Raw genomic sequence first — 22499 nt, forward strand, 5'->3', positions numbered from 1 at the left:
CCTACCCCCCGGCGGACTTTAACGGGCCCTACCGTCGCCGCAGCCGTTCCAGCACGTCGGATGACGCAAAACCATCGGCAGGCGCCCCGACCGAAGCCTGAAAGCTGCGCAACGCTTCCCGTGTCCGGCTACCGATCTGGCCGTCGGGAGTTCCGCGATAGAAACCCTGCCGCGCCAGGAGTTGCTGTAGCTCAAGCCGTTCGGCGCGGGACAACACCCGCTCCTGCCGCGGCCACGGCTGCACGAAGGATCCTCCGCCACGCAACCGGTCGGCAAAATGGCCGATCGCCAGCGCATAGGCTTCCGCCGGGTTGTACTTCATAAAGACCCGGAAATTCTGCAACATCAGGAAACCCGGCCCTCCGGCGCCAGCGGGCGCAAGCAGATAGGCGCGGTCGGCGGAATGCGGGAACGCCTTGTTGCCGGCGCGCCGGATGCCGAGCTGCTCCCACTGCGCAAGTGTCATCGCCTTGGCGCGATCCGCCAGCATGTAGTTGAAGTTGTTGGGTACGACCACCTCGTACCCCCAGGTTCTGCCGGTCTGCCAACCGTCTTTCTTCAGGTTGTTGGCGGTGGATGCGATCAGGTCAGCCGGATTGTCGACCACGTCGCGACGGCCGTCACCATCACCATCGACGGCATAACGTTTGAATGCCGTCGGCATGAACTGCGTCGGGCCGAATGCGCCCGCCCATGAGCCGCGCATCTGCTCCGGCCGCAGATCACCCCGATTGAGGATCTCAAGTGCGGCCAGAAACTCATCCCGAAAGTACGTCTGGCGACGGCCGACGCACGCCAACGTCGCCGTTGACTGCAGCACGCTGCGGTCACCTATCCGCGTCGAATAGTTCGATTCGATGCCCCATATCGCAGCGATCGCGTAACGATCGATGCCATAAGCCTTCTCGACGGCATCGAACTGCGGCTTGTAGGTCGCGAGAATTTCGCGACCGCGTGCAAGGCGTGCATCATTGACCAGAATATCGAGATAATCCCAGATCGCCTTGGTGAACTCCGGTTGCGAATCCATCAGGTCCATGATGCGGAGATCGGGCGACAGCCCCGCCGTAAAGCGCTCGAAGTTCTCGCGCGTGATGTGCCGCCGCGCCGCATCGGGCCACATGGCCGCGACGCAGCTCGAAAAATTCGCCGCGGCCCGACGAATCGCGGCAGCGGTCATCAGCGGATGACCGGACGCGCCGTCCTCGCCGCTCCAGGGCGTCGCGGCCGAACTCGCCGGCTGTTTCGGCGCGGAGAGAACTTCCTGCGATCCAACGCGCGGCGCCAGGGACGCGTTTTGCCCGCCATTCGCGATCGAACCGGTGAAGAGGTTGTCCAGAAAACCCTGGATGCCGTTGCCGTTCGGCGCCTGCGCGCGCGTCTCGTCCGGCAGCACAAGCACCGCAAGCGCCACGACGACCGCCGCCATTCCTATTCCGCGCGTCCATCCCTGCGTCGCAACCATGCCTGACCTATATCAAATGAAGAGTCCCGATCTCAGGAGGCCCTGTCACAGTTTCTATCAGCTTAACAACGGGTCTTTTTCCAGCCGGATAAGGACAATCGGTCGCGGCTTGCCCCTGAGGGGTTCATGCGACGACGAATTCGTCCATTGCGGCCCTGAATCAGGGAACCGGCAACCGGCACACATTCACCGCATCCGGTTTTTATCGTGCTTCGCCGCTGCGGGCCAGCCGGAGGGCGACCACATATCCGTCTTTGTTCCCTGTTGCAAAACCGGCTAACTACACACCAACAGACCGTCTCATCCCACCTGCAAAACAACCACAGAATCGATATGAAAATCCGCAAAGCCGTTTTTCCGGTTGCCGGCCTCGGCACCCGCGTCCTTCCTGCCACCAAGGCGATGCCGAAGGAAATGCTCACGATCGTCGATCGGCCGTTGATCCAATATGTATTCGACGAAGCCAGGGAAGCGGGCATAGAGCATTTTGTTTTCGTGACCGGCCGCAACAAGAGCGCAATCGAGGACCATTTCGACCGTCAGTTCGAATTGGACGAAACATTGAAGGCGCGCGGCAAGAAGGCAGAAACAGATCTGCTGGCGCAATTCCAGCCCGATGCCGGTGCGGTGAGTTTTACCCGACAACAGGCGCCGCTCGGGCTTGGCCACGCGGTGTGGTGCGCCCGCGACATCGTCGGCCACGAGCCTTTCGCGGTGGTGCTGCCGGACGAACTGGTGCTGAACACGCCGGGCTGCCTCAAGCAGATGATGCAGGCTGCGGAGACTCTTGGACCGAAGTCCAACGTTGTCGCGGTGGAAGCGGTGCCCGACGACATGACCCATAATTACGGCATCTGCGGCGTAGGCAAGCGCAGCAGCAATATCTTCGAGATCGATGGCATGGTGGAGAAGCCGCCGAAGGGCACCGCGCCGTCAAATCTTTCGATCACCGGACGCTATATCCTCCAGCCGGAGATCTTCGAAATTCTCGGAAACCAGGAACGCGGCGCCGGCGGTGAGATCCAGCTCACCGACGCCATGATCGGTCTGTCGAAATCGCAGCCCTTCTACGGTCTCGAATTCGACGGTGAGCGCCACGACTGCGGCTCGCGCGCGGGTTTCCTGCGCGCGAATATCGCGTTCGGGATGGCGCGCCCCGATCTTCGCGAGGGCTTGCGCGCGGAAATGAAGAAATATCTCAGGACCTAACGCGGTGCCGAACTACGATGCGTTGCGCAATTACCTGAAACAACAGACGCAGGTCGAATTCGTCTTGAGCTTCGCGCAGATCGAGCAAATTATCGACGACGATCTGCCGCGCGCGGCGCAGCGCGCGTCGTGGTGGGACACGGCGCGCGCACCCGAACAACGAATGCCGCAACGTGAAGCCTGCATCGCGGCCGGTTATGTCGCGACACGCCTCGGCGACAATGAGGGTGTCCGATTCCGCCGCGCGGACGCAAAGCGGCCGCGCTTCCGGTAGCCAGCAGTGACGCGAGTCGTGCCGGCTTCCCGCGTTGGAGCCTTTCCGCTTCCACCCCCCTGCGGTCACCTCAGGACGTCGCTCACGAATTCGTGGCCTGCCATATCACCACAGCCGGTAACAAAACGGCCATCTCAACGTATCTTGAGCACGTACACGCTGCAAAAGCGGCGCTGTTGTGAAGCATACCTTTTGAGAGCGACCTTTTGAGGCTGTGCGAAGGACCATGCATGACCCGCAATCCGTTCAAACGTAAGGTCTTCGTCGCGGCTTTTGTCGCGGGCGCAGCAGCGTTGTCGTGGCTCCTCCCCGGAGCATCCCGCGCCGAAGACGCTGTGATTATTCCGCCGTCGGCTCTGGATGTGAGAGCTGCCAACGGCATCCAGACCGCGGTCATCGCCGGCGGCTGTTTCTGGGGCGTCCAGGGCGTATTTCAGCACACCGCCGGGGTGGTCAACGCGGTCTCGGGTTACGCCGGCGGCGCGAAGAAAACCGCCAAATATGAATTGGTGAGCACCGGCACCACGGGACACGCGGAGTCGGTTGAAGTCAGGTTCGATCCAAAGCGGATCAGCTATGGAAAAATCCTGCAGATATTCTTCTCGGTAGCGCATGATCCGACCCAGCTCAACCGCCAGGGGCCAGACACCGGCACGCAATATCGCTCCGGAATTTTCGCGCTCAACGACGAGCAGAAGAAAGTCGCCGATGCCTATATCGCTCAACTCAACGCCGCCAGGGTCTACAATAAGCCGATCGTGACCAAGGTCGAAACGCTGCAGGGATTCTTTCCAGCCGAGGCCTATCATCAGGATTACCTGACGCTGCATCCTGACGAACCTTACATCGCAAACTATGACCGTCCGAAGATCCGGAATTTGCAAAGGGTTTTCGTGCCAAACTATATCGAGAAGCCGACGCTGGTCGGCAGAGCCAGGGCCACGAACTGAAGAATAGAGGAGAAGTCATGGCAGACAGCAAGACTGTGCCAGCCAAGATCACGAAGAGCGACAGTGAATGGCGCGAGGTGCTGACGCCGATGCAATATGCGGTCCTGCGCGAGAAGGCGACCGAACGGCCGTTCTCCGGCGAATACGAACACGAGCGCCGCGCAGGTACCTATGTCTGCGCCGGCTGCGGACAGACGCTATTCGAATCCGACGCCAAGTTCGATTCGGGGTGTGGCTGGCCCAGCTTCACCGCGCCCGCGGTCGACAGCCACATCGATGAGGAACACGACACCAGCCACGGCATGAGCCGTACCGAGGTGTTGTGCTCCAGGTGTAGCGGCCATCTCGGCCATGTTTTCAATGACGGCCCAGGGCCCACCGGTTTGCGTTACTGCATCAATTCGGCGGCCCTTAAACTCGAACCCAAATAACGATTTGGGGAGCTTGCCTCGAAATTCCACGCTTCCCGCGCCACGAGCCCCCGGGGATGGATATCGACCCGTGATGAAGGCGGGAACATCAGCTCGCCCCCGTGGCCATATTATTGATCACCTAACCTTTATCGAGATACCGGGTCCGGACGCCGGATTCATGATTCCGGCCCGGGACGGTCGCAATTTCCGCATTTCACCCTATATAATTGGCGCATCACGGACATGCTGCCTGTCGGGAGCCCATCGGGCCCTCGCTTGAGCATTGCTCGTTCTTAAGAAAGCAAAAATTGTAGAGGTTCCCGCCATGGCCTTCAGCTTCAAGAAATCCGCCGAACTGTTCCCCGCCGCGGTTCGCAGGAAAAGGCGTGCCGGTTTTGCCTACCGCCGTTTCGATACCGCGGCTGACGCCGTACGCTTCGCAATCGAGGAATTGCCGGCCGACTCGCTGAATGGCGCGTATCTTCAGGTGGATGAAGCCCGTTTCGATCAGAACGGTATTCGCTCTCTCTATGAGAGCCGCGATTTTCCGCTGCCTCGCCGCAAACTCGACACCGCATCCGCGGAAACGGGAACCTCAAAGGACGCTGCGTGATACGTCCGGCCCCGATTCATCCGATTCAGACGGAATTGAATCGGGCTCTCACCTCGACGTCCTGATTAAAGTGTTTTCCGGCGAAGTGGAGACCGGTTCGCCGCGAGGGATGCGACCAGACAATAACTGTCAGAGCATGGTCTGATTCAATTTGATCGGATCACGCTCTAACGCGGATGCCGGTCGAGCCAGCGCTTGAGCATCCGCACGTTGCGCATGTTGGCGCGAAACATCACGTCGAAGGCATCGCCTGCAACGGGCACCAATCCGACCACCCCGTCAACTGCGACATTGCTCAGCATCCGTGCGGTGATGTGCCAGGGCGCACCAAGCGCCCGCGCTTCGCGCACCAGCCATAGCGAGAACGCGGTGGTTATGATGTCACCGATCACCGGTACCAACCCGATCAGGCCATCGATGCCATAACGGATGTTCGTTCCCGGCACGACAAAGGCAACGTCAAGCAGCTTCGCAATCGCGTCCAGTCGCGCCAGCCGTTGCTCGCGGGTGAGCGGCTGGAACGCGGCAGTGAACTCAAAGCCGGATGCCCCCGCGCTTTGCCTGAAGGCCCCGAACGCACCAGCCTCGAAACCACCGCCAGGCGGGTCCATGTGAATCTCACGGCCGTCCTGATCGATAATCTTGGCGCGCGCCGATGCCCGGGATCGGAAGGCATCACGCTCAAACAGATTGTCGTTCGACATGGATCTCATGGCCTTCCACATGGGCTCTCCCGGCGGCTTTCGCAAGCTGCCTCACGTAGCCGCGCAGGATCGTGATGATCGCGCCATCATGGCTCACATTGCAATATCGTCATCAGTCGCTTCCCATCTACACAGGCGCTGCGGGAGAAACATATTCGCCCTGCAATTTCCCTATCCGAGACTCAACTCCGCCCCATTGCGTCGCCACTTTCTCCGCTCAAGAATCCGGCATGATCGCATCAGAATTCGCCTCACTGCGTTTCGCGATGATGTCGATGAGGAGGGCATTGCATGAGTCAGGTTCCGTCGCAGAAGTTTGGTGCCGAATATGTTGCGCACTTGCGCAATTTGCTCGACATCGCAGCCGAGCAGATCGGGCCTGAACATCGCACCTCGGCGCCCCAAGCAGAGATAGCCGAGACCCGCCTTCGCGATACGGAGAATGTTATCGAGGCGCACCAACTCACGAACGCAGCCTTGCCCGCAGGTGAGGACCGCACTGCATAATATCAGCTGCCCATGCAGAGCGGCGCGGAGTATTCCCTGCGTCCGTCAACCCGGTTAGGTGCCGACCTCTCCCGGAAGAAGCATGTCCCGATGAACGGCGATTGATCCCAACAAACGCGCTTCACAATACAGCAACAGCCGGAGCGCTACTCGCCCCACGCCGTGAAGGCTTCGTTGAATGCGCGCTCGCCGGGCGCCCCCTTCTCGATGGCGATGATCGCACGACGTTGATTTGTATAGACCAGCGGCACGTCAAACCATGAGCGCTCTTTCAAGAGCTGGAGGTTGCGCACGCGATCGGACTCGACGTTCGATAGCCCAACCAGGAAGAAGCCGTCGGTGACTTTGACGGCGAGTCCCGCCAGGGGCGTGCCGCGGGACTGTTCGTTCGACTTCATCAGGATGCCGGGTACGTTGGAAACTCCGCCGCCATCGAAATCCTGCGGCAATACGAAGGTCAGCTCTGCAGTATGACTGGCCGGCAGCGAGGTATCGGTGTTGCGGCGGAACGACATCGTCATCTTGAACTTGCGTTCGGGAATGTCGATCTCGGCGCGCACGGCAATCTCCGGCTTGTTGCCAGCCGCGCCCTTCACTTCTTCGGTACGCCACACCACCGAACCGACATATTGCTTACCCTTAGGGTCCGACGGATCCTCGTCATACAGCACGACGCGCTGCGCCACCGGCGCAATCGTTTCGGATGAGGCAGGCTGACCGACCCGGTCAGCGATCTTCGGCTTCAATCCCGGCGTTGCCGGCTTCGCAAGCTCGGCCGTTTTGTGTGAGGAGTCGAACAGCCCGCGCACGGTGGAGACCGCATTCGGACCCCAGACAATTCCAGCTCCGGCGAGGATCAATACGAGGCCGACCACGATCGCGCTCTTGAGCGGAAAGCCGCCGCCGAAGCTGAGCTTCGGCCTGTCGCGACCAGGCTGCGGCCACGAACGCGGCAGCGGCGGCGGTTGGTCGTCCACGTTCCCGCCGAAGGGCGGTTCATGAGGAGGGTACGCCCCCTCGAACCCGCCGCGATCCTCAAGGCTCGGCTCAAGCCGGTCGAATTCCGGTGACTGCGATCGCACATTGGCATAGGTACGCCGGGCCAAACGATTGGCCTGCGCCGCAGCGCGGCCGAGATCGTCAGCATCCGCAGTCACATCTCGAAAACCAGGAACCGGCGGCGGCGGGCGCTCGGGCTCGGAATTGCGGCGCAGATGCTCCTGGCTTTGTCGCTCGCGGGCAGGCGGTTCATCCTGTAATGAAATTGGCGGCCCGGGGGGCCTCCAGGACGGAGGCGGGCTGGGAGCCGGGTCGCCTCGCAGATTGCGCGGTTGGGGCGTCGCGTTAGCGCGCGAGCGGATCGGCGGCTGGGTAGCCGTGTCCGGCGACTTCATCGCAGCGCGGGTCGCGGCACGGAACGCATCGCCGGAGCGCGAACCGCCGCTACGCGAAGCCTCGCGGGCGCGCTGGGCGGCCTCGGACTCGACCTTGCGCACAGCCTCTTCCAGCGCCAACCGCTCGCGGGTGATCTCGGATTCGCTTAAAGGCGGCTCGACACCGCGAAGCTGAGCGATCAACGCCGTCCTTGCCCGCTCATAGAGCGCGCGCCGTTGCTCGCCGGGCGCGTTGACGTCCAGTCCTGAGATGGCGCGTGCGATCAGCGGGTAATAATCAGCCATGTCTCCTCAATGCACGACATTAACCTTGAACGCATTCCGGTAACACCCCGTTAAGCCTCGAACGGGTTCTGAACCAAAATAGTGTCCTCGCGCTCGGGGCTGGTGGATAGCAGAGCGACTGGACACCCCACCAGTTCCTCGATCCGGCGAACGTATTTGATGGCCTGAGCTGGCAGGTCCGCCCATGAACGCGCGCTGGCCGTCGGCTCCTTCCAGCCCTCGATCGTTTCATAAACTGGTTCGATGCGAGCCTGCGCCCCCTCTCCGGCCGGCAGATGGTCGATCTCCCTGCCGTCGAGACGATAGCCCGTGCAGACCTGGATCGTGTCAAAACCGTCGAGAATATCGAGTTTGGTCAGAGCGAGGCCATGTATGCCGCTGGTCCGCACTGTCTGCCGCACCAGCATGGCATCGAACCAGCCGCAGCGCCGCTTGCGCCCGGTGTTGACGCCGAATTCCTTGCCGCGCTGACCGATGAGTTCGCCGATCTCGTCCTCGAGTTCGGTCGGAAACGGCCCCTGGCCGACCCGTGTGGTGTAGGCCTTGCAGATACCGAGTACGTAGCCGAGCGCGCTCGGCCCCATGCCGGTACCGGTGGCCGCCTGAGCTGCAACGGTGTTGGAGGAGGTGACGTAAGGGTAGGTGCCGTGATCGACGTCCAGCAACGCGCCTTGCGCGCCTTCAAACAGGATGCGCTTGCCTTCGCGGCGCTTGTGATCGAGCAGATTCCACACGCTGTCAGCATAGGGCAGCACCCGCGGCGCAATTGCGGCGAGTTCCTTCAACAGCGCGCCGCTATCCACTTCCGCGATGCCGTGACCGCGACGCAGCGCGTTGTGATGGGTAAGCAGCCGCTCGATCTTGTGCGGCAGGGTCTGCGGGTCGGCGAGGTCCATCAGGCGGATGGCGCGACGGCCGACCTTGTCCTCGTAGGCCGGACCGATGCCGCGTTGGGTGGTGCCGATCGCGGTCGCCGCGCTCGCATTCTCGCGCAGGCTGTCCAGTTCGCGGTGCAACGGCAGGATCAGCGTGACGTTCTCGGCAACACGCAGGTTGTCGGGGCCGATCTTGACGCCCTGCCCTTTCAGCTTCTCGACTTCATTGACGAAGGCTTGCGGATCGAACACGACACCATTGCCAATGATTGACAGCTTCGACGAGCGGACGACCCCCGAGGGCAACAATGCCAGCTTGTAGGTATGACCATCGATGACGAGCGTATGACCCGCATTATGGCCGCCCTGGAAGCGAACGACGATATCCGCCTGCTCCGACAACCAGTCGACGATCTTGCCCTTTCCCTCGTCACCCCATTGGGCGCCGACGACGACAACGTTGGTCATTTCCGCGGAAGTTCCTTGCAAAGTGGGCGCGTCTATACAGCGCCTTCGGTAACGAACCTCGAATTCGAAGGGCCCCGGCAACTCGTGATTGTAGCAGTGGTGTGGCTCGGAAGCTCGCTTGAGAAAAACCGCCGCGAGAATGAAGCGATCTTCCGGACCACCCCGCTAGCCGAAACACGACAGACGCAAATACAAGATCGCCAGCATGCGAGGCGTCACATCGGATAAAGGATGCGTGCGGTTGACGCAAGCCGGAAGGGCCGCGAACTGCCCCCGTTCCAAACCGTTGATTCATCCGGGCAATCCAAAACATGGTGCCCAACCGCTTGCATGCGGTCCCGTGCCCGCCACAGTTTTCGAGCACATTAGATAATCAATGTTCGGAGCACCGCTCGACGGCCAGGCGAACAGGAGGAGTGATGCGCTGTCTGATGATCCGCGAGTTATGCGCCGGAGCGATACTGCTGGCGATACTGGCCCCGACTGCCGCTTACGCGCGCGAGGAAGCGCCCGGTACGCCATCGCACCACGCCAAAACCATGCCCGCCGGCCCTCGAAAAGAGGGCGGCGAGCCTGCCCTGGTCCCCGACAATCGCCGGCTGCCGCCGGATTCGACCACCAAACATAAGCTCGTCCTCCCGGACCGCACGCTGGCCTTCACCGCAACAGCGGGGACGATTCATATTTTTGACGACAAAGGCGAGCCGCAAGCCGATATCGTCACCACGGCCTATGAACTCGACGGCGCCGATCCCCGCAGCCGCCCCGTGACCTTCGTTTTCAATGGCGGTCCCGGCGCCTCTTCGGCGTGGTTGCAATTCGGCAGCAACGGCCCCTGGCGCATCGCGATGGACCGCGCGATCTCCCATCCCTCCCTTCCAATATCGCTGGAGCCGAACGCGGAAACCTGGCTCGACTTCACCGATCTGGTTTTCATCGATCCGCTGGGCACCGGCTACAGCCGCATGGTGGCGCGCGGCGAAGAGGCGCGGAAACGCTTCTTCACCGTCGATGGCGATGTGGCCTCGATCGCGCTGGTGATTCGCCGCTGGCTGGAAAAGGCGGACAGGATGCAGTCGCCGAAATTCATCACCGGCGAAAGCTATGGCGGCATTCGCGGACCGAAGATCGCTCGCAATCTGCAGACCCGGCAGGGCGTCGCCGTCAACGGGCTGGTCCTGATCTCGCCAGCGCTCGACTTCGGCGACGTCCTGGGCATGGGCTTGACCCGGTTCGTGGCAAGCCTGCCGAGCATGGCGGCGGTTGCGCGGGAAAAGGAAAAGGGCGGAACGCTGACCCGCGCGGACATGGCCGACGTCGAAGTCTATGCGCGGGACGATTTCCTGACCGATCTCGTCAAGGGACAGGCCGATGCGGAAGCGACGCGACGGCTTGCCGACTGTTTCGCGGAGCTGACGGGAATCGATCAGGCGGAGAGCCGTCGCCTCGCCGGACGATTCGACGTCAGCGAATTCCGCCGCGCCTTCGACCGTAGCCGCGGCAAGGTGACCGGACGCTATGATGCGTCGGTGCTCGGATTCGACCCCTACCCGGACTCAAGCGCCAGCGACTTCAACGACCCCTCGGAGGAGCCGCTGCTGTCCGCGCTGACATCGGCGGCATTCGAACTCTATGCACACAAGCTGAACTGGCGGCCGACTGGCTCCTATGAGCTGCTCAGCCGCAACGTCAACCACCAATGGGATTTCGGTAAGAGCCGGTCGTCTGTCGAGTCGATGACTAACATCCGCGAACTGCTCGCTGCGCAACCGGAATTCAAGCTGCTCGTCGCGCATGGGTTATTTGATCTGGCGACACCTTATTTCGCCTCACGGATACGTCTCGATCAATTGCCGGCCTTCGGCTCGCGCGATCGCGTCAAGCTTGTGGTCTATCCCGGCGGCCACATGTTCTATTCACACGACGGCTCACGCCGGGCGCTGCGCGACCAGGTTCGCGCGCTGATGAAATGATGCAGCACCAGGTCGATTCATGGTGCTCTCAGGCGAATCATGTCCTCGGGACCTGACCGGAGGATGTTTTCATATTCGCCTGAAAACAAGGCATCAAAATCAGAGTCCGAGGCCCGCTTCTGATGTCATCGGAAGCGGGAGGGTAGAGGTCAAAACGTCAGCGCCTTGGCCTGCTTGACCTGCGGCAGCGCCTGCACCTTGGCGAGAACATTTTCAGGCACGCTGCCGTCGACCTCGACCAGCGCAATGGCGTCGCCGCCCTGGCTGTGACGGCCGAGATTGAATGTCGCGATGTTGAGGCCGGCATCACCCAGCAGGCTCGCGAACCTGCCGATGAAACCGGGCTTGTCCTCGTTGGTGACGTAGATCATCGACTTGCCGAACTCGGCATCGACGCGGATGCCCTTGATGTCGACAAGGCGCGGATGACCATCGGCGTATACCGTTCCCGATACCGAGCGCTCCTGCCGTTCTGTAAAGACGGTGACCGTGATCAGGCTTTCGTAGTCGCTCTGCGCGGCGCGTACGACCTCGTCCACCACCATGCCGCGCTCTTTGGCGACGACCGGAGCGGAAACGACGTTGACATCACCCAGCATCGGTCGCAGCAGGCCCGACAACGCCGCCGACGTCAGCGCCTTGATCTTCATTTCGGCGACCTGACCCTCGTAGGTGATGGTCACCTTGGATATTCCGGTCTCGGTGAGCTGGCCTGCGAACGAGCCGAGTTTTTCCGCAAGCGACACGAACGGCTTCAACTTCGGCGCTTCTTCCGCCGTGATCGAGGGGAAGTTGATGGCATTTGTAATGGCACCGTTGAGCAGATAGTCCGACATCTGCTCTGCGACCTGAAGCGCGACATTCTCCTGCGCTTCCGTGGTGGAAGCGCCGAGATGCGGCGTGCAGATCACACCGGGATGGCCGAACAGCACGTTCTTGGTCGCCGGCTCCTCAACGAATACATCGAACGCCGCGCCTGCCACTTGCTTGGCGTTGAGCGCATCGACCAGCGCCTGCTCATCAACCAAGCCGCCGCGCGCGCAGTTGATGATGCGCACGCCTTTCTTCATCTTGGCGATAGCAGCGGCGTCGATGATGTTGCGGGTCTTGTCTGTGAGCGGCGTGTGCAGCGTGATGAAGTCGGCGCGCTTGAACAGATCATCAAGCTCGACCTTCTCCACACCGATATCCTTGGCCCGCTCCGGCGACAGGAACGGGTCGAACGCTATCACCTTCATCTTCAGACCAAGCGCGCGGTCCGCGACGATTGAGCCGATGTTGCCGCATCCGATCACGCCGAGCGTCTTGCCGGTGATCTCGACGCCCATGAAGCGGTTCTTCTCCCACTTGCCGGCCTGGGTCGAAGCATCGGCGGCAGGGATCTCACGCGCCAGCGCCAGCATCAGGGTGATCGCGTGCTCGGCGGTCGTGATCGAATTACCGAAGGGTGTGTTCATCACGATGACGCCCTTGGCCGTGGCTGCCGGAATCTCGACGTTGTCGACGCCTATGCCGGCACGGCCGATCACCTTCAGCCTCTTGGCATTAGCGAGAATTTTCGCGGTCGCCTTGGTGGCCGAGCGGATGGCGAGGCCGTCATAGTTGCCGATGATCTCGGCGAGCTTGTCCTTATCCTTGCCGAGCGCGGGTTGGAAATCGACATCGATGCCGCGGTCCTTGAAAATTTGCACGGCGGCAGGGCTTAGAGCGTCAGAGATGAGAACTTTCGGTTTGGTCATGGGATGTGATCCGTTGATAGCAATGTGGGCGTCATCCGCGGGCTCGGCCTGCGGGTCCATCCCTTGAGGATGGATGGCCGGGCCAGCACGGCCATGATGACGGCGAGTGAAACGAGATTGAGCTTGATGAGACCTGGAGCAGGACAGGAAGGCCTCCCCGCTCTCTCGCAAGGAGATGGGAAGGAGCATTCAGCTTCGAAACTATGCCGCCTTCGCAAGCGAGGCCTTGGTCTCAGCGAAGGCCCAATCAATCCATTGCGTCAGCAGCGCGACATTGCTCGCTTCCACCGTGGCGCCGCACCAGATGCGCAGGCCCGGCGGCGCATCGCGGTAGTACCCGAAATCGTAGCCCGCGCCTTCCTTCTCGATAGCGGCGACGAGCTTCTTGGCGAAATCGGCTTGCGCTTCTGACGGCAACGATGTGATCGCGGAGTCGACGACCTTCAGGCAGACTGATGTGTTGGAGCGGATCGCCGGATCCAGGGCCAGAAAATCGATCCACGGCGTTTTCGCCACCCAATCGCTCAAAACTTTGGCGTTAGCGTCGGCGCGCGCGATCATGCCGTTGAGGCCGCCGACTGACTTCGCCCAGTTCAGCGCATCGAGATAGTCCTCGACGCACAGCATCGACGGCGTGTTGATGGTCTCGCCAGTGAAGATGCCTTCGATCAGCTTGCCGCCCTTGGTCATGCGGAAAATCTTCGGCAGCGGCCAGGGTGGAGTGTAGCTCTCAAGCCGCGCCACGGCGCGCGGGCTAACAATCAGCATGCCGTGCGCCGCCTCGCCGCCTAGCGCCTTCTGCCACGAGAAGGTGACGACATCGAGCTTGGCCCAATCGAGCGGCTGCGCGAAAGCGGCTGAAGTCGCGTCGCAAATGGTAAGGCCTTCACGCGTGGCGCTGATCCAGTCCGCGTTCGGCACGCGCACGCCGGACGTCGTACCATTCCAGGTGAAGATGATATCGGAGGCCGGATCGGCCTTGGCAAGATCTGGAATCTCACCATAGCCCGCCGTGAGTTTGGCGACGTCCTTCAGCTTCAGCTGCTTGACGACATCGGTGATCCAGCCCTCGCCGAAAGACTCCCAGGCGATCGCGGTGACCGGACGCGGACCGAGCAGCGACCACAACGCCATCTCGACCGCTCCGGTGTCGGACGCGGGCACGATGCCGATCCTGTAGTCGGCTGGAATTTCCAGAACCTCGCGCGTCAGATCAATGGCCAGCTTAAGCCTGGTCTTGCCTATCTTCGCGCGATGGGAACGGCCGAGGGCGGCGTCCTTGAGATTTTGGGGAGTCCAGCCGGGGCGTTTGGCGCAGGGGCCGGAGGAAAAATGCGGCACATCGGGCCGCGAAGCAGGCTTCGCAACGGTCATAATCTATCCTTCCAGATAGCAAGCCTCCCGTTGGGGGGAGGTGTCCCGCCGCCGTGGATATGGGAATCAGCCGATCTCGTCAAGAATATTCCCGGCTGTAACGCCGGATAACGATGCCTGGGAACGCGAGCCATCCCCTCGCGAGTTCAACGGGTACGCCCGTGGGATCAAAGCCGTCTTCGCCCCGCGCATGATTTAGGCGCGTCTCCCGCTCAGAACCTGTAGCCCACGCCCGCGCGCACGGTGTTGACGATGGTATCCACCGGAGCCGTAAACCGCAGGAATTCCCATTCGGCGCGCAAGAACAGACTGTCGAAGATCATCATGTCGATACCGAGTCCGGCTGCGTAGCCGTAGATGAAATGCGCATTGGCATTATCGGACAAAGAGCTTGAGCCCGAAAGGTCGGGAAGCGGTGGAATCTGCGTCCCAATATACTGATAATACAGGCTGTAACTTGCGTTGCGCCGAATATCGGCCCGCCCCATCGCGACGCCGGCAAAAGCATACGGCAGGAAGCAGCCGAACGAATACCCCCCGCGGACCCGGAGCGAACCAAAATCCGTGATCTGCATGGAGGCGTTCGATTGTACGAACGCCGACGTCAGATAATTGGTTGGGTAATTGAACGATCGGCCCTGACTGCCACTCGAGGCACCGAAGAACTTACCGTGGGTGTAGTTGGCCTCGACGCCGAAGACGGCGTCCTCCATCTGCACGTTATAGCCCAAGAATCCGCCAAATCCGCTGCTACGGTTTGAGGACGTTCCGCCCAGCGGCCAAGTCGAAAGATGATACTGTCCTTCGACATCGAGGTTGTTCAGCAGCCGCTCCAGCAAATCTTTTCCAGAGTTCTTGAAGTCCATGTCGGCTGAACCGTAGCTCGCTTGTCCGCCGATATAAAAGCCCTGCCACACAGTCCGCACCGTGCTGAGGCCCGCTGGCTGCGATCCGCGCAAGAAAGGAAGGTCATCCGGCATATCGGCTGCGTATGCGCCCTGCGCCGCCCCGCAAATGACCGCCGCCAGCAGAAGTCTACGCATCGTGAACGCTCCATCGACCACAACTTAAGGTGATGGTGATCATCGCCTGTTAACCTTAACCAATCGTTGTTGCGCGGCATGATTGCTTCACATTGTCGACGAACATCGATAAGACCTTCGCCGCGATCGCAATGCCCATCGCACAGCAAAACGGCGCGGGAAAACTCCCGCGCCGTTTTCAACCGTTCAAGGTGAAGGAATTCAGCCCTTGGTAACCAGCGGCGGCGGAGAGTAAACCGGCGGAGTGTTGAAATACCAGCGCACGCCGAGCTTCACGTCATGCGATGTGATATCGTTGAACTGCATTGGAACGCCCCGCGTGAATCCGGTGTAATCGGAAACGGCGCCCGTCATTCCCGAGCCTAGATTCACATAGCTGTAGGCCAGTTCAACTGTGAGGCCCGGATTGACCATGTAGGCCAAACCTCCGTGAAGCGCCCACGCGAAATTCCACCTCGACGCAGCCGGCGCGTTTGCAAAGCTTGGGAAGGCGCCGAAGCCAAATCCGTTATTGTTGACCATGCCGGTATCGGTGTAATTGGCAATCGTCACGCGCGCCGCGCCGACGCCTGCGCCGATGAATGGCGTCACGCCCCACCAGGTGCCGAGATCGACATAGCCGTTCGCCATCGCGAGCCATTCCGACTTGGTGGCGTTATAGTTGTTGATACCATTTCCAACGATGCCGCCGCCTGCTGGATAGGTCAGAAGATCGGTGCCCTTGAAATTTGAATTCCCGCGATACTGGCCTATGAAATCGCCGCGGAACCAGTTGTTGAACTGATAGCCGATACCGACGCCGTAGATGCCGGCGGCATCGAAGGCAGTCGTCTGTTGCAACGACAGCAGTTGCGCGTTGCGGCCATCCGCCATTGCGATGTTGTTCACGCGCTGATTGCTGAATCCGATGTCGCCTCGCAGATACCAGCCGCCGAAACCCACGACCGGCGGGGCGTAATAGGGCGGAGGCGCGATGGGCAGGTCGGCGGCAAATGCGGCAGATGATAACAGCGATGCCGCTGCGGCGGCTAAGAGCAATTTTACACTACGCATCGGCTTGGTCCCTTTGTGCCGTGAGGCAGTGCGGCCCCACTCCAATTTCGGAGGGACGATGACACCAAATACTTAAGAGCCTCTTAACCCTAATTTTTAAGGTTGATTTTTGGTGAGCTCATTCTGACCCGGAGCGCCGCGCCGCGAACCGTCAACGTTAGACGCAACCACACGAGCTTGGGCATGATTCCGAAAAGTGGAAAGCGGTTTTCGGATAAGATCATGTTCAAATAAAAAGATAAGCGACGAGTCCGGTTCAACGCATTTGAACCAGACTCTAATCGTCCATCGACGGGCGATCATACGGCGGCGATTACAAGGGCCGGATTTTGGGCATTTTCGGCAGGAACATCGCCAGCAACCCGATCGCTGGCAGGAACGCACAGACTCGATAGACAAACTCGATGCCCTTCGCGTCCGCGATCTCACCGAGCAGCGCTGCACCAAGTCCCGCGGCGCCGAACGCAAAGCCGAAAAACATACCTGATATCATGCCGAGCCGGTGCGGCATCAGTTCCTGCGCAAACACAATGATCGCAGGCATCGCGGATGAAAGGATGACACCGATGATGACCGTCAGCGCCACGGTGCCGGCGAGATTCGCAAACGGCAACAGCAGCGTGAACGGCAACACCCCGAGAATCGACAGCCATATCACATAGCGACGTCCGAAGCGGTCGCCGATCGGACCGCCGAAATACACGCCTGTGGCGACGGCGCCGAGAAACACGAACAGCAAAAGCTGTGATGTCTGCGTCGAGACATGGAACTTCTCGATCAGATAGAAAGTGTAATAGCTCGTCAGGCTCGACATGTAGATGAACTTCGAGAACACCAGCACGATCAGGATTGCCAGTGCGACCATGATTCGTGCGCGCGTCGGCACCTCCGGCGACCGGATCTGCGCCGCGCTCTTGCGAGGCGCAATCCTCGGCTTGTACCAGCGGCCGATCTGAAACAGCAGAACGATCGCGACAAAGGCGATCGACGAAAACCACGCGATGCTGGACTGCCCGAACGGCACGATGATCAGCGCCGCCAGAAGCGGCCCCATCGCCGCGCCGAAGTTTCCGCCGACCTGAAAAACCGATTGCGCGAAGCCGTAACGGCCGCCGGAGGCCATTCGCGCGATGCGCGCGGACTCCGGGTGAAACACGGCCGAGCCAAGACCGATCAGCGCAGCGGAAACAAGGATCATTCCATAGACATGAGCACCGCTCAGCAGTAGCAACCCCACGAAAGTAAAACCCATGCCGATCGCAAGCGAGAACGGCTGGGCCTTTTTGTCGGTGACATAGCCGACCACGGGTTGCAGCAGCGACGCCGTCACCTGAAACGCCAGCGTGATCATTCCAACCTGCGCAAAGTCGAGCGCGTAGTTTTCCTTCAGGATCGGATAAACTGAGGGAATCAGCGACTGCATGGTATCGTTGAGAAAATGCGAAAAGCTGATGCCGCCGAGCACCAGATAGGCGGGGCCCGCTGCAACAGCCTTTTCCGTGATCTCGGGAACCACGACCGGCGCGGTCAGGGTCTCCTCGGAGATGACAGGCTTGTCCACGGACGGCTTTCCGATTTTTACAACCGGCGCCTGTTATAGCCTTTTCGAGCGAAGTGGATAGCGGTTCGCGTGAGGGAAACGCATCAAATCAAAATCATGGAGCTCCCACTTCTGGTTCGTCGGCAGCGGAAAGGCTCCGGGACGGGCGCGGCCGATCACCGGCAAGGACGCATAACAAGGACGCATAAGGAGTACTCGCCAAAGCAGTCTGGCGGCCCATCTTGTTGCAGATCACGCCGCCGCCGGATTCCCCAGCGCAGACACGATCGTGTCCACGACTTCCTCGACCAGAATACGGTCGTCGCCCTCGCCCATGACGCGAATGACAGGCTCGGTTCCGGAAGAACGGACCAACAGCCGGCCATGGCCGTTGAGACGCTTCTCGCCCGCTGTAATAGCTGACCTCACCTCCGCGCGATCCAACGGCGTGCCGTTGCGATAACGGAAGTTCTTCAATATCTGCGGCATCGGCTCGAACTTGTGGCAGACTTCCGAGACCGGGCGTCCCAGCTTCTGCACGACGGCAAGCACCTGAAGCGCAGACACGAAGCCATCTCCGGTGGTCGCATAGTCGGACAAGATGATGTGTCCTGACTGTTCGCCGCCGAGATTGTAGCCATGCTTTAGCATCTGCTCGAGCACGTAACGGTCTCCGACCGGTGTTCGCACGAGCGATAACTCATGACCTTGCAGGAATCGCTCCAGGCCGAGATTCGACATCACGGTGGCAACGATCCCCGGCCTGGTGAGCCGCCCATCTTCCTTCCAACTCTCGGCTATCACGGCGAGAAGCTGATCGCCGTCGACGACATGGCCACGCTCATCGACGATGATGACGCGGTCAGCGTCGCCGTCGAGCGCGATGCCGATATCGCCGCGCATCTCGCGGACCTTGCGGCACAATGCTTCCGGCGCGGTGGAGCCGCATTCCTTATTGATATTGAGGCCGTCGGGTTCGACGCCGATCGGAATCACGTCAGCGCCCAATTCCCACAGCGCTTCCGGCACCACTTTGTAGGCCGCGCCGTGAGCGCAATCGACCACGACCCGCAACCCTTCGAGGCTAAGTTCGCGGGGCAGCGTGCGCTTGGCGAATTCGATATAGCGATCATGCACGCCATCGATACGACGGGCGCGCCCCAGGTTTGCGCTTTGTGCGAGTTTCTTGTCGAGATTTTCATCGAGCAACTGCTCAATCTTTTTTTCGACCTCGTCGGACAATTTGAAGCCGCGCGGGCCGAACATCTTGATGCCGTTGTCCTCGAAAAGGTTATGCGAAGCTGAAATCATGACGCCGAGGTCAGCACGCATCGATTTTGTCAGCATCGCAACCGCCGGCGTCGGCATCGGACCGAGCAGGAGGACATCCATGCCGACCGAGGTAAAGCCCGCGACCAGCGCGTACTCGATCATGTAGCCTGACAGCCGCGTATCCTTGCCGATCACGACGCGATGACGATACTCGCCGCGCTGGAACACCAAACCAGCGGCCTGGCCAACTTTCATCGCCAGTTCCGGCGTAATCAGGCCGTTGGCTCGACCGCGAATACCGTCAGTTCCAAAATATTTGCGGCTCATTCCCCCCCCCCCCACGACGTGCCCTGATGCTCGCCGCCGCGCTTGAGGCCGGCTCATCGAATCGTTGGGCGTCGAGCATATCGCATGGCCGCTTATAACGCCCCAAGGGATAAGACCACTTCAAAAAATATAATGAACCGTTACCGGAACTGTGGGGAAAACCAGATCCACAGCCTGTTGCAGGTCACAAGAGGGACCCGGGCACACCATGCGACGCTTCATGCAAGACCTTAATGGCGAGGATTGGTTTGATCCTTGTTAGGTTTTTCGGTCGGCTTTTCTGGAGCTGGTTGGGTAACGCTCAACGGGTCCGACCCGGGAAACGACTCTTCCAGGCCGCGTTGGAGTTCCTTGTCCAGTTCTTCCTTGGTTTTTTGGCGTCGATCGTCCGTTTCACCGTCACGCGCCATAGCTTCTCTCCCGGTCTGGCAGACGAGAGTCTGTTTCAACTGCGTTGAACCGGACTCATCGCTTATCTTTTTGTTTGAGCATGATCTTTTCCGAGAACCGGTTTGCACGTCCGGGATCATGCTCCAGAGCGTTTTCGAATGAAGTGGAGACAGTTCGCGTGAAGAAACTGCGCCAAATCAAGTTCATGAAGCTCCGTTCTGATTTCAATCAGAGCGGAACCTCTATGTAACGCTAACAGGTAAGCGCCGGTTCCGGCGAAAGTGGATACCGACCCACCTTCGAACCTGCGGAGGCATCATGTTTTTCGAGGTCCGACCGAAACGACGGAGGCGCGCACGCCGAACGGCGATCAGCCCCAACCCATCGCCAGCGCGACGCGATAGGTGACGAACGCCGCCAGATACGCCATCGACAGCATATAGAAGAACGTGATCAGCACCCAACGCCACCCGCCGGTCTCGCGCTTGATGACGGCAAGCGTCGAGGCGCATTGCGGCGCAAAGACATACCATGCGAGAAACGCCAACGCCGTCGCGAAACTCCATTGCCCGGCCAGCATGTGACCGACCTGCTCCGCCGCCTCGTTGCCCCCTTCGATGGCATAGACGGTACCGAGTGAAGCGACCGCCACCTCGCGCGCAGCCATGCCGGGAATAAGAGCGACGCTGATCTGCCAGTTGAAGCCGATCGGCGCGAGCACAGGTTCGATCCAGCGGCCGATCATGGCTGCAAGGCTGAAATCGATCGCAGGCTCGGTGGCGCCCGCGGGTGGACGCGGGAACGATGCCAGAAACCAGATCAGAACCATCATGGAAAAGATCGTCGTGCCGGCGCGCTTCAGGAACGCCATCGCGCGCTGATAAAGATTCATCAGCACGCTGCGCAACTGCGGCAGCTTGTAATCCGGCAGTTCCAGCATGAAGGGCGGCGTCGCGCTGTCACGCCAGAAAAAGTGGTTGGCCACGAACGACACCGCGAGCGCGCTGAAGATGCCCGCTGCATAGAGGCCGAACATCACGAGCCCCTGCAATCCGAGAATGCCGAGCACCGGCTTGTTCGGCACAAAAGCCGCGATGATCAACGTATAGACCGGGATGCGCGCCGAGCAGGTCATCAGGGGTGCGACCATGATGGTGGTCAGCCGGTCGCGCTTGTTGTCGATCACCCGCGTCGCCATGATCCCTGGAATCGCGCAGGCAAAACTCGACAGCAGCGGGATGAAGGCGCGGCCGTGCAGTCCGGCGCCGCCCATGATGCGATCCATCAGGAAGGCCGCGCGCGCCATGTAGCCGAGGTCTTCGAGCAGCAGGATGAACAGGAACAGAATAAGGATCTGCGGCAGGAACACGAGGACGCTGCCAACGCCCGAGATCACGCCGTTCTGGACGAAACTCTGCAGCAATCCTTCGGGCAGCACGGTCGCCGAAAACGCGCCGAGCGCGTCGAAGCCACCAGAGATCAGGTCCATCGCCGGTTCGGCCCAGGCGAACACGGCCTGGAACATAACGAATAACAGCAGAAGCAAGGCGACCATTCCCCACACCGGATGCAGCAAAACGGCATCCACCCGCGTGGTCCATGTATCGGGCTTGGCCGGCTCGCTGACCGCGGCGCCGATCACGCGATCGGCCTCTCGCTGCGCTGCGCGCAGGTCGGATACGGCGGGCGTGGTCCACTCGCTCGCGACAATCTCCCCGGTCGGCTTGCCGGCGATGTCGTCGATCCGGCGCAGCAAATCGTCGATACCGCCGCGTCGCACGGCAGTCGATGTGACAGCCGGCACGCCAAGCTCCGCGGAGAGTTTGTCCAGATCAATGTCGACGCCGCGACGCCGCGCGATGTCGATCATGTTCAGCACCAAAAGCATCGGCCGGCGGACGCGCTTCAATTCGATCACGAGTCGCAGCGCCACGCGAAGATTGGTGGCGTCGGCCACGCAGAGCAGAAAGTCCGGCGGGCTTTCGCTGGCAAGCTTGCCGAGAATGACGTCGCGAGTGATGTCCTCGTCCGGGCTCCGGCCCCGCAATGAATAAGTCCCCGGCAGGTCGATCAGATCGACCCGGTGGCCGGATGCGGTGTGCAAAACTCCCGACTTACGCTCCACCGTGACGCCGGCATAGTTGGCCACTTTCTGGCGGCTGCCCGTGAGCGCGTTGAACAAGGCGGTCTTGCCGCAGTTGGGTGTTCCAACCAGCGCGATGCGCCAGTCATTCACATCGATTGCAGTCATGGAACGGTTTTCGCGGCTCGGTCATGTTCACCGACCATGATCGCCATCGCTTCGCGCCGGCGCAGCGCTATCGTCGTGCCATTGACCCGGACCGCGATCGGATCCCGGCCTATTGGTCCCTCATGCAGGATCTGAACCGACGCACCCTCGACGATGCCGAGTTCAAGAAGACGCCGCTCGATCTCGTTCGCCGACACGCCGAGGTGGTCACCGCCGACCATGATGGCGCTGACCCGGCCGCAAAAGCCGCGCTGCGCGAGGCCGAGCGGCGTGGTCTGCATGGCTTCAAGAGTTCTGGTATCGGGATCGGACATGATGCTCGCTGACTGAGGGGACGACGCCGTGACTTATCCTATCCAGTGGATCAAGCTCTCGTGGGG

20 protein-coding genes are annotated in these 22499 nt (G+C 60.8%); 7 read left to right on the top strand and 13 right to left on the bottom strand.

What is annotated here, in order from left to right:
* Nucleotides 1-28: 28 nt before the first annotated feature.
* The gene (locus tag NB311A_RS04470; RefSeq protein WP_009797265.1) at nt 29-1465 is read right to left on the bottom strand and encodes a lytic murein transglycosylase; all 1437 of its coding nucleotides are present in this window, start codon (nt 1463-1465) and stop codon (nt 29-31) included.
* A gap of 333 nt (nt 1466-1798) precedes the next feature.
* On the opposite strand from NB311A_RS04470, the gene NB311A_RS04475 reads away from it, so the two are divergent.
* The 5 genes from NB311A_RS04475 (at nt 1799) to NB311A_RS04495 (ending at nt 4924) form a co-directional block, all read left to right on the top strand.
* A complete protein-coding gene (locus NB311A_RS04475) occupies nt 1799-2674 on the top strand; it encodes a UTP--glucose-1-phosphate uridylyltransferase (RefSeq protein ID WP_009797266.1) in 876 nt (291 codons plus the stop codon).
* A gap of 4 nt (nt 2675-2678) precedes the next feature.
* Entirely contained in the window at nt 2679-2948 is a 270-nt protein-coding gene (locus NB311A_RS04480; protein WP_009797267.1) for a hypothetical protein, read from the top strand.
* A 230-nt stretch (nt 2949-3178) separates the two neighbouring features.
* Complete coding sequence (gene msrA / locus NB311A_RS04485; RefSeq protein ID WP_009797268.1) at nt 3179-3898, top strand: peptide-methionine (S)-S-oxide reductase MsrA; 720 nt, start codon at nt 3179-3181, stop codon at nt 3896-3898.
* Between the two features lie 17 nt (nt 3899-3915).
* A complete protein-coding gene (gene msrB, locus NB311A_RS04490; RefSeq protein ID WP_009797269.1) occupies nt 3916-4329 on the top strand; it encodes a peptide-methionine (R)-S-oxide reductase MsrB in 414 nt (137 codons plus the stop codon).
* Nucleotides 4330-4636: 307 nt separating this feature from the next.
* Nucleotides 4637-4924: a hypothetical protein gene (locus tag NB311A_RS04495; protein ID WP_009797270.1), complete on the top strand. Its 288-nt coding sequence runs from the start codon at nt 4637-4639 to the stop codon at nt 4922-4924.
* A 167-nt stretch (nt 4925-5091) separates the two neighbouring features.
* Here NB311A_RS04495 and NB311A_RS04500 read toward each other — a convergent pair whose 3' ends face one another.
* Nucleotides 5092-5637, bottom strand: a complete 546-nt coding sequence (locus tag NB311A_RS04500) for a DUF4112 domain-containing protein (RefSeq protein WP_040673966.1) — start codon at nt 5635-5637, stop codon at nt 5092-5094.
* Between the two features lie 282 nt (nt 5638-5919).
* Here NB311A_RS04500 and NB311A_RS04505 point away from each other — a divergent pair, with 282 nt between their 5' ends.
* Entirely contained in the window at nt 5920-6135 is a 216-nt protein-coding gene (locus tag NB311A_RS04505; protein WP_009797273.1) for a hypothetical protein, read from the top strand.
* A gap of 146 nt (nt 6136-6281) precedes the next feature.
* Here the strand turns inward: NB311A_RS04505 and NB311A_RS04510 are convergent, their stop codons facing one another.
* Nucleotides 6282-7814, bottom strand: a complete 1533-nt coding sequence (locus NB311A_RS04510) for a hypothetical protein (RefSeq protein WP_009797274.1) — start codon at nt 7812-7814, stop codon at nt 6282-6284.
* Between the two features lie 50 nt (nt 7815-7864).
* The gene (locus tag NB311A_RS04515; protein ID WP_009797275.1) at nt 7865-9157 is read right to left on the bottom strand and encodes an adenylosuccinate synthase; all 1293 of its coding nucleotides are present in this window, start codon (nt 9155-9157) and stop codon (nt 7865-7867) included.
* A gap of 419 nt (nt 9158-9576) precedes the next feature.
* Between NB311A_RS04515 and NB311A_RS04520 the strand changes: the two genes are divergently transcribed.
* Complete coding sequence (locus NB311A_RS04520; protein WP_009797276.1) at nt 9577-11130, top strand: S10 family peptidase; 1554 nt, start codon at nt 9577-9579, stop codon at nt 11128-11130.
* Between the two features lie 149 nt (nt 11131-11279).
* Here the strand turns inward: NB311A_RS04520 and serA are convergent, their stop codons facing one another.
* The 9 genes from serA to NB311A_RS20025 all read right to left on the bottom strand — a co-directional run bounded on the left by serA (nt 11280) and on the right by NB311A_RS20025 (nt 22433).
* Nucleotides 11280-12869 (bottom strand): phosphoglycerate dehydrogenase, encoded by a 1590-nt coding sequence (gene serA / locus NB311A_RS04525; protein ID WP_040673968.1) that lies wholly within the window; start codon nt 12867-12869, stop codon nt 11280-11282.
* A 201-nt stretch (nt 12870-13070) separates the two neighbouring features.
* Nucleotides 13071-14243 carry a phosphoserine transaminase gene (locus NB311A_RS04530; RefSeq protein ID WP_009797278.1) on the bottom strand — a complete coding sequence of 391 codons (1173 nt, stop codon included), beginning with the start codon at nt 14241-14243 and terminating at the stop codon, nt 13071-13073.
* A 212-nt stretch (nt 14244-14455) separates the two neighbouring features.
* Entirely contained in the window at nt 14456-15286 is an 831-nt protein-coding gene (locus tag NB311A_RS04535) for an outer membrane protein (RefSeq protein ID WP_040673949.1), read from the bottom strand.
* Nucleotides 15287-15487: 201 nt separating this feature from the next.
* Complete coding sequence (locus tag NB311A_RS04540; RefSeq protein WP_009797281.1) at nt 15488-16339, bottom strand: outer membrane protein; 852 nt, start codon at nt 16337-16339, stop codon at nt 15488-15490.
* 313 nt (nt 16340-16652) lie between these two features.
* On the bottom strand, nt 16653-17900 hold the full coding sequence (locus NB311A_RS04545) for an MFS transporter (RefSeq protein WP_009797282.1): 1248 nt from the start codon (nt 17898-17900) through the stop codon (nt 16653-16655).
* A 231-nt stretch (nt 17901-18131) separates the two neighbouring features.
* Nucleotides 18132-19478: a phosphoglucosamine mutase gene (gene glmM, locus NB311A_RS04550; protein WP_009797283.1), complete on the bottom strand. Its 1347-nt coding sequence runs from the start codon at nt 19476-19478 to the stop codon at nt 18132-18134.
* A 230-nt stretch (nt 19479-19708) separates the two neighbouring features.
* Nucleotides 19709-19888, bottom strand: a complete 180-nt coding sequence (locus tag NB311A_RS20020) for a hypothetical protein (protein WP_009797284.1) — start codon at nt 19886-19888, stop codon at nt 19709-19711.
* 350 nt (nt 19889-20238) lie between these two features.
* Nucleotides 20239-22119 carry a ferrous iron transporter B gene (locus NB311A_RS04560; RefSeq protein ID WP_009797286.1) on the bottom strand — a complete coding sequence of 627 codons (1881 nt, stop codon included), beginning with the start codon at nt 22117-22119 and terminating at the stop codon, nt 20239-20241.
* Nucleotides 22116-22433 (bottom strand): FeoA domain-containing protein, encoded by a 318-nt coding sequence (locus tag NB311A_RS20025; RefSeq protein WP_009797287.1) that lies wholly within the window; start codon nt 22431-22433, stop codon nt 22116-22118. Before NB311A_RS20025 ends, NB311A_RS04560 begins: the two co-directional genes overlap by 4 nt.
* Between the last annotated feature and the right edge of the window lie 66 nt (nt 22434-22499).

The organism is Nitrobacter sp. Nb-311A (assembly GCF_000152905.1).
Lineage (GTDB): Bacteria > Pseudomonadota > Alphaproteobacteria > Rhizobiales > Xanthobacteraceae > Nitrobacter.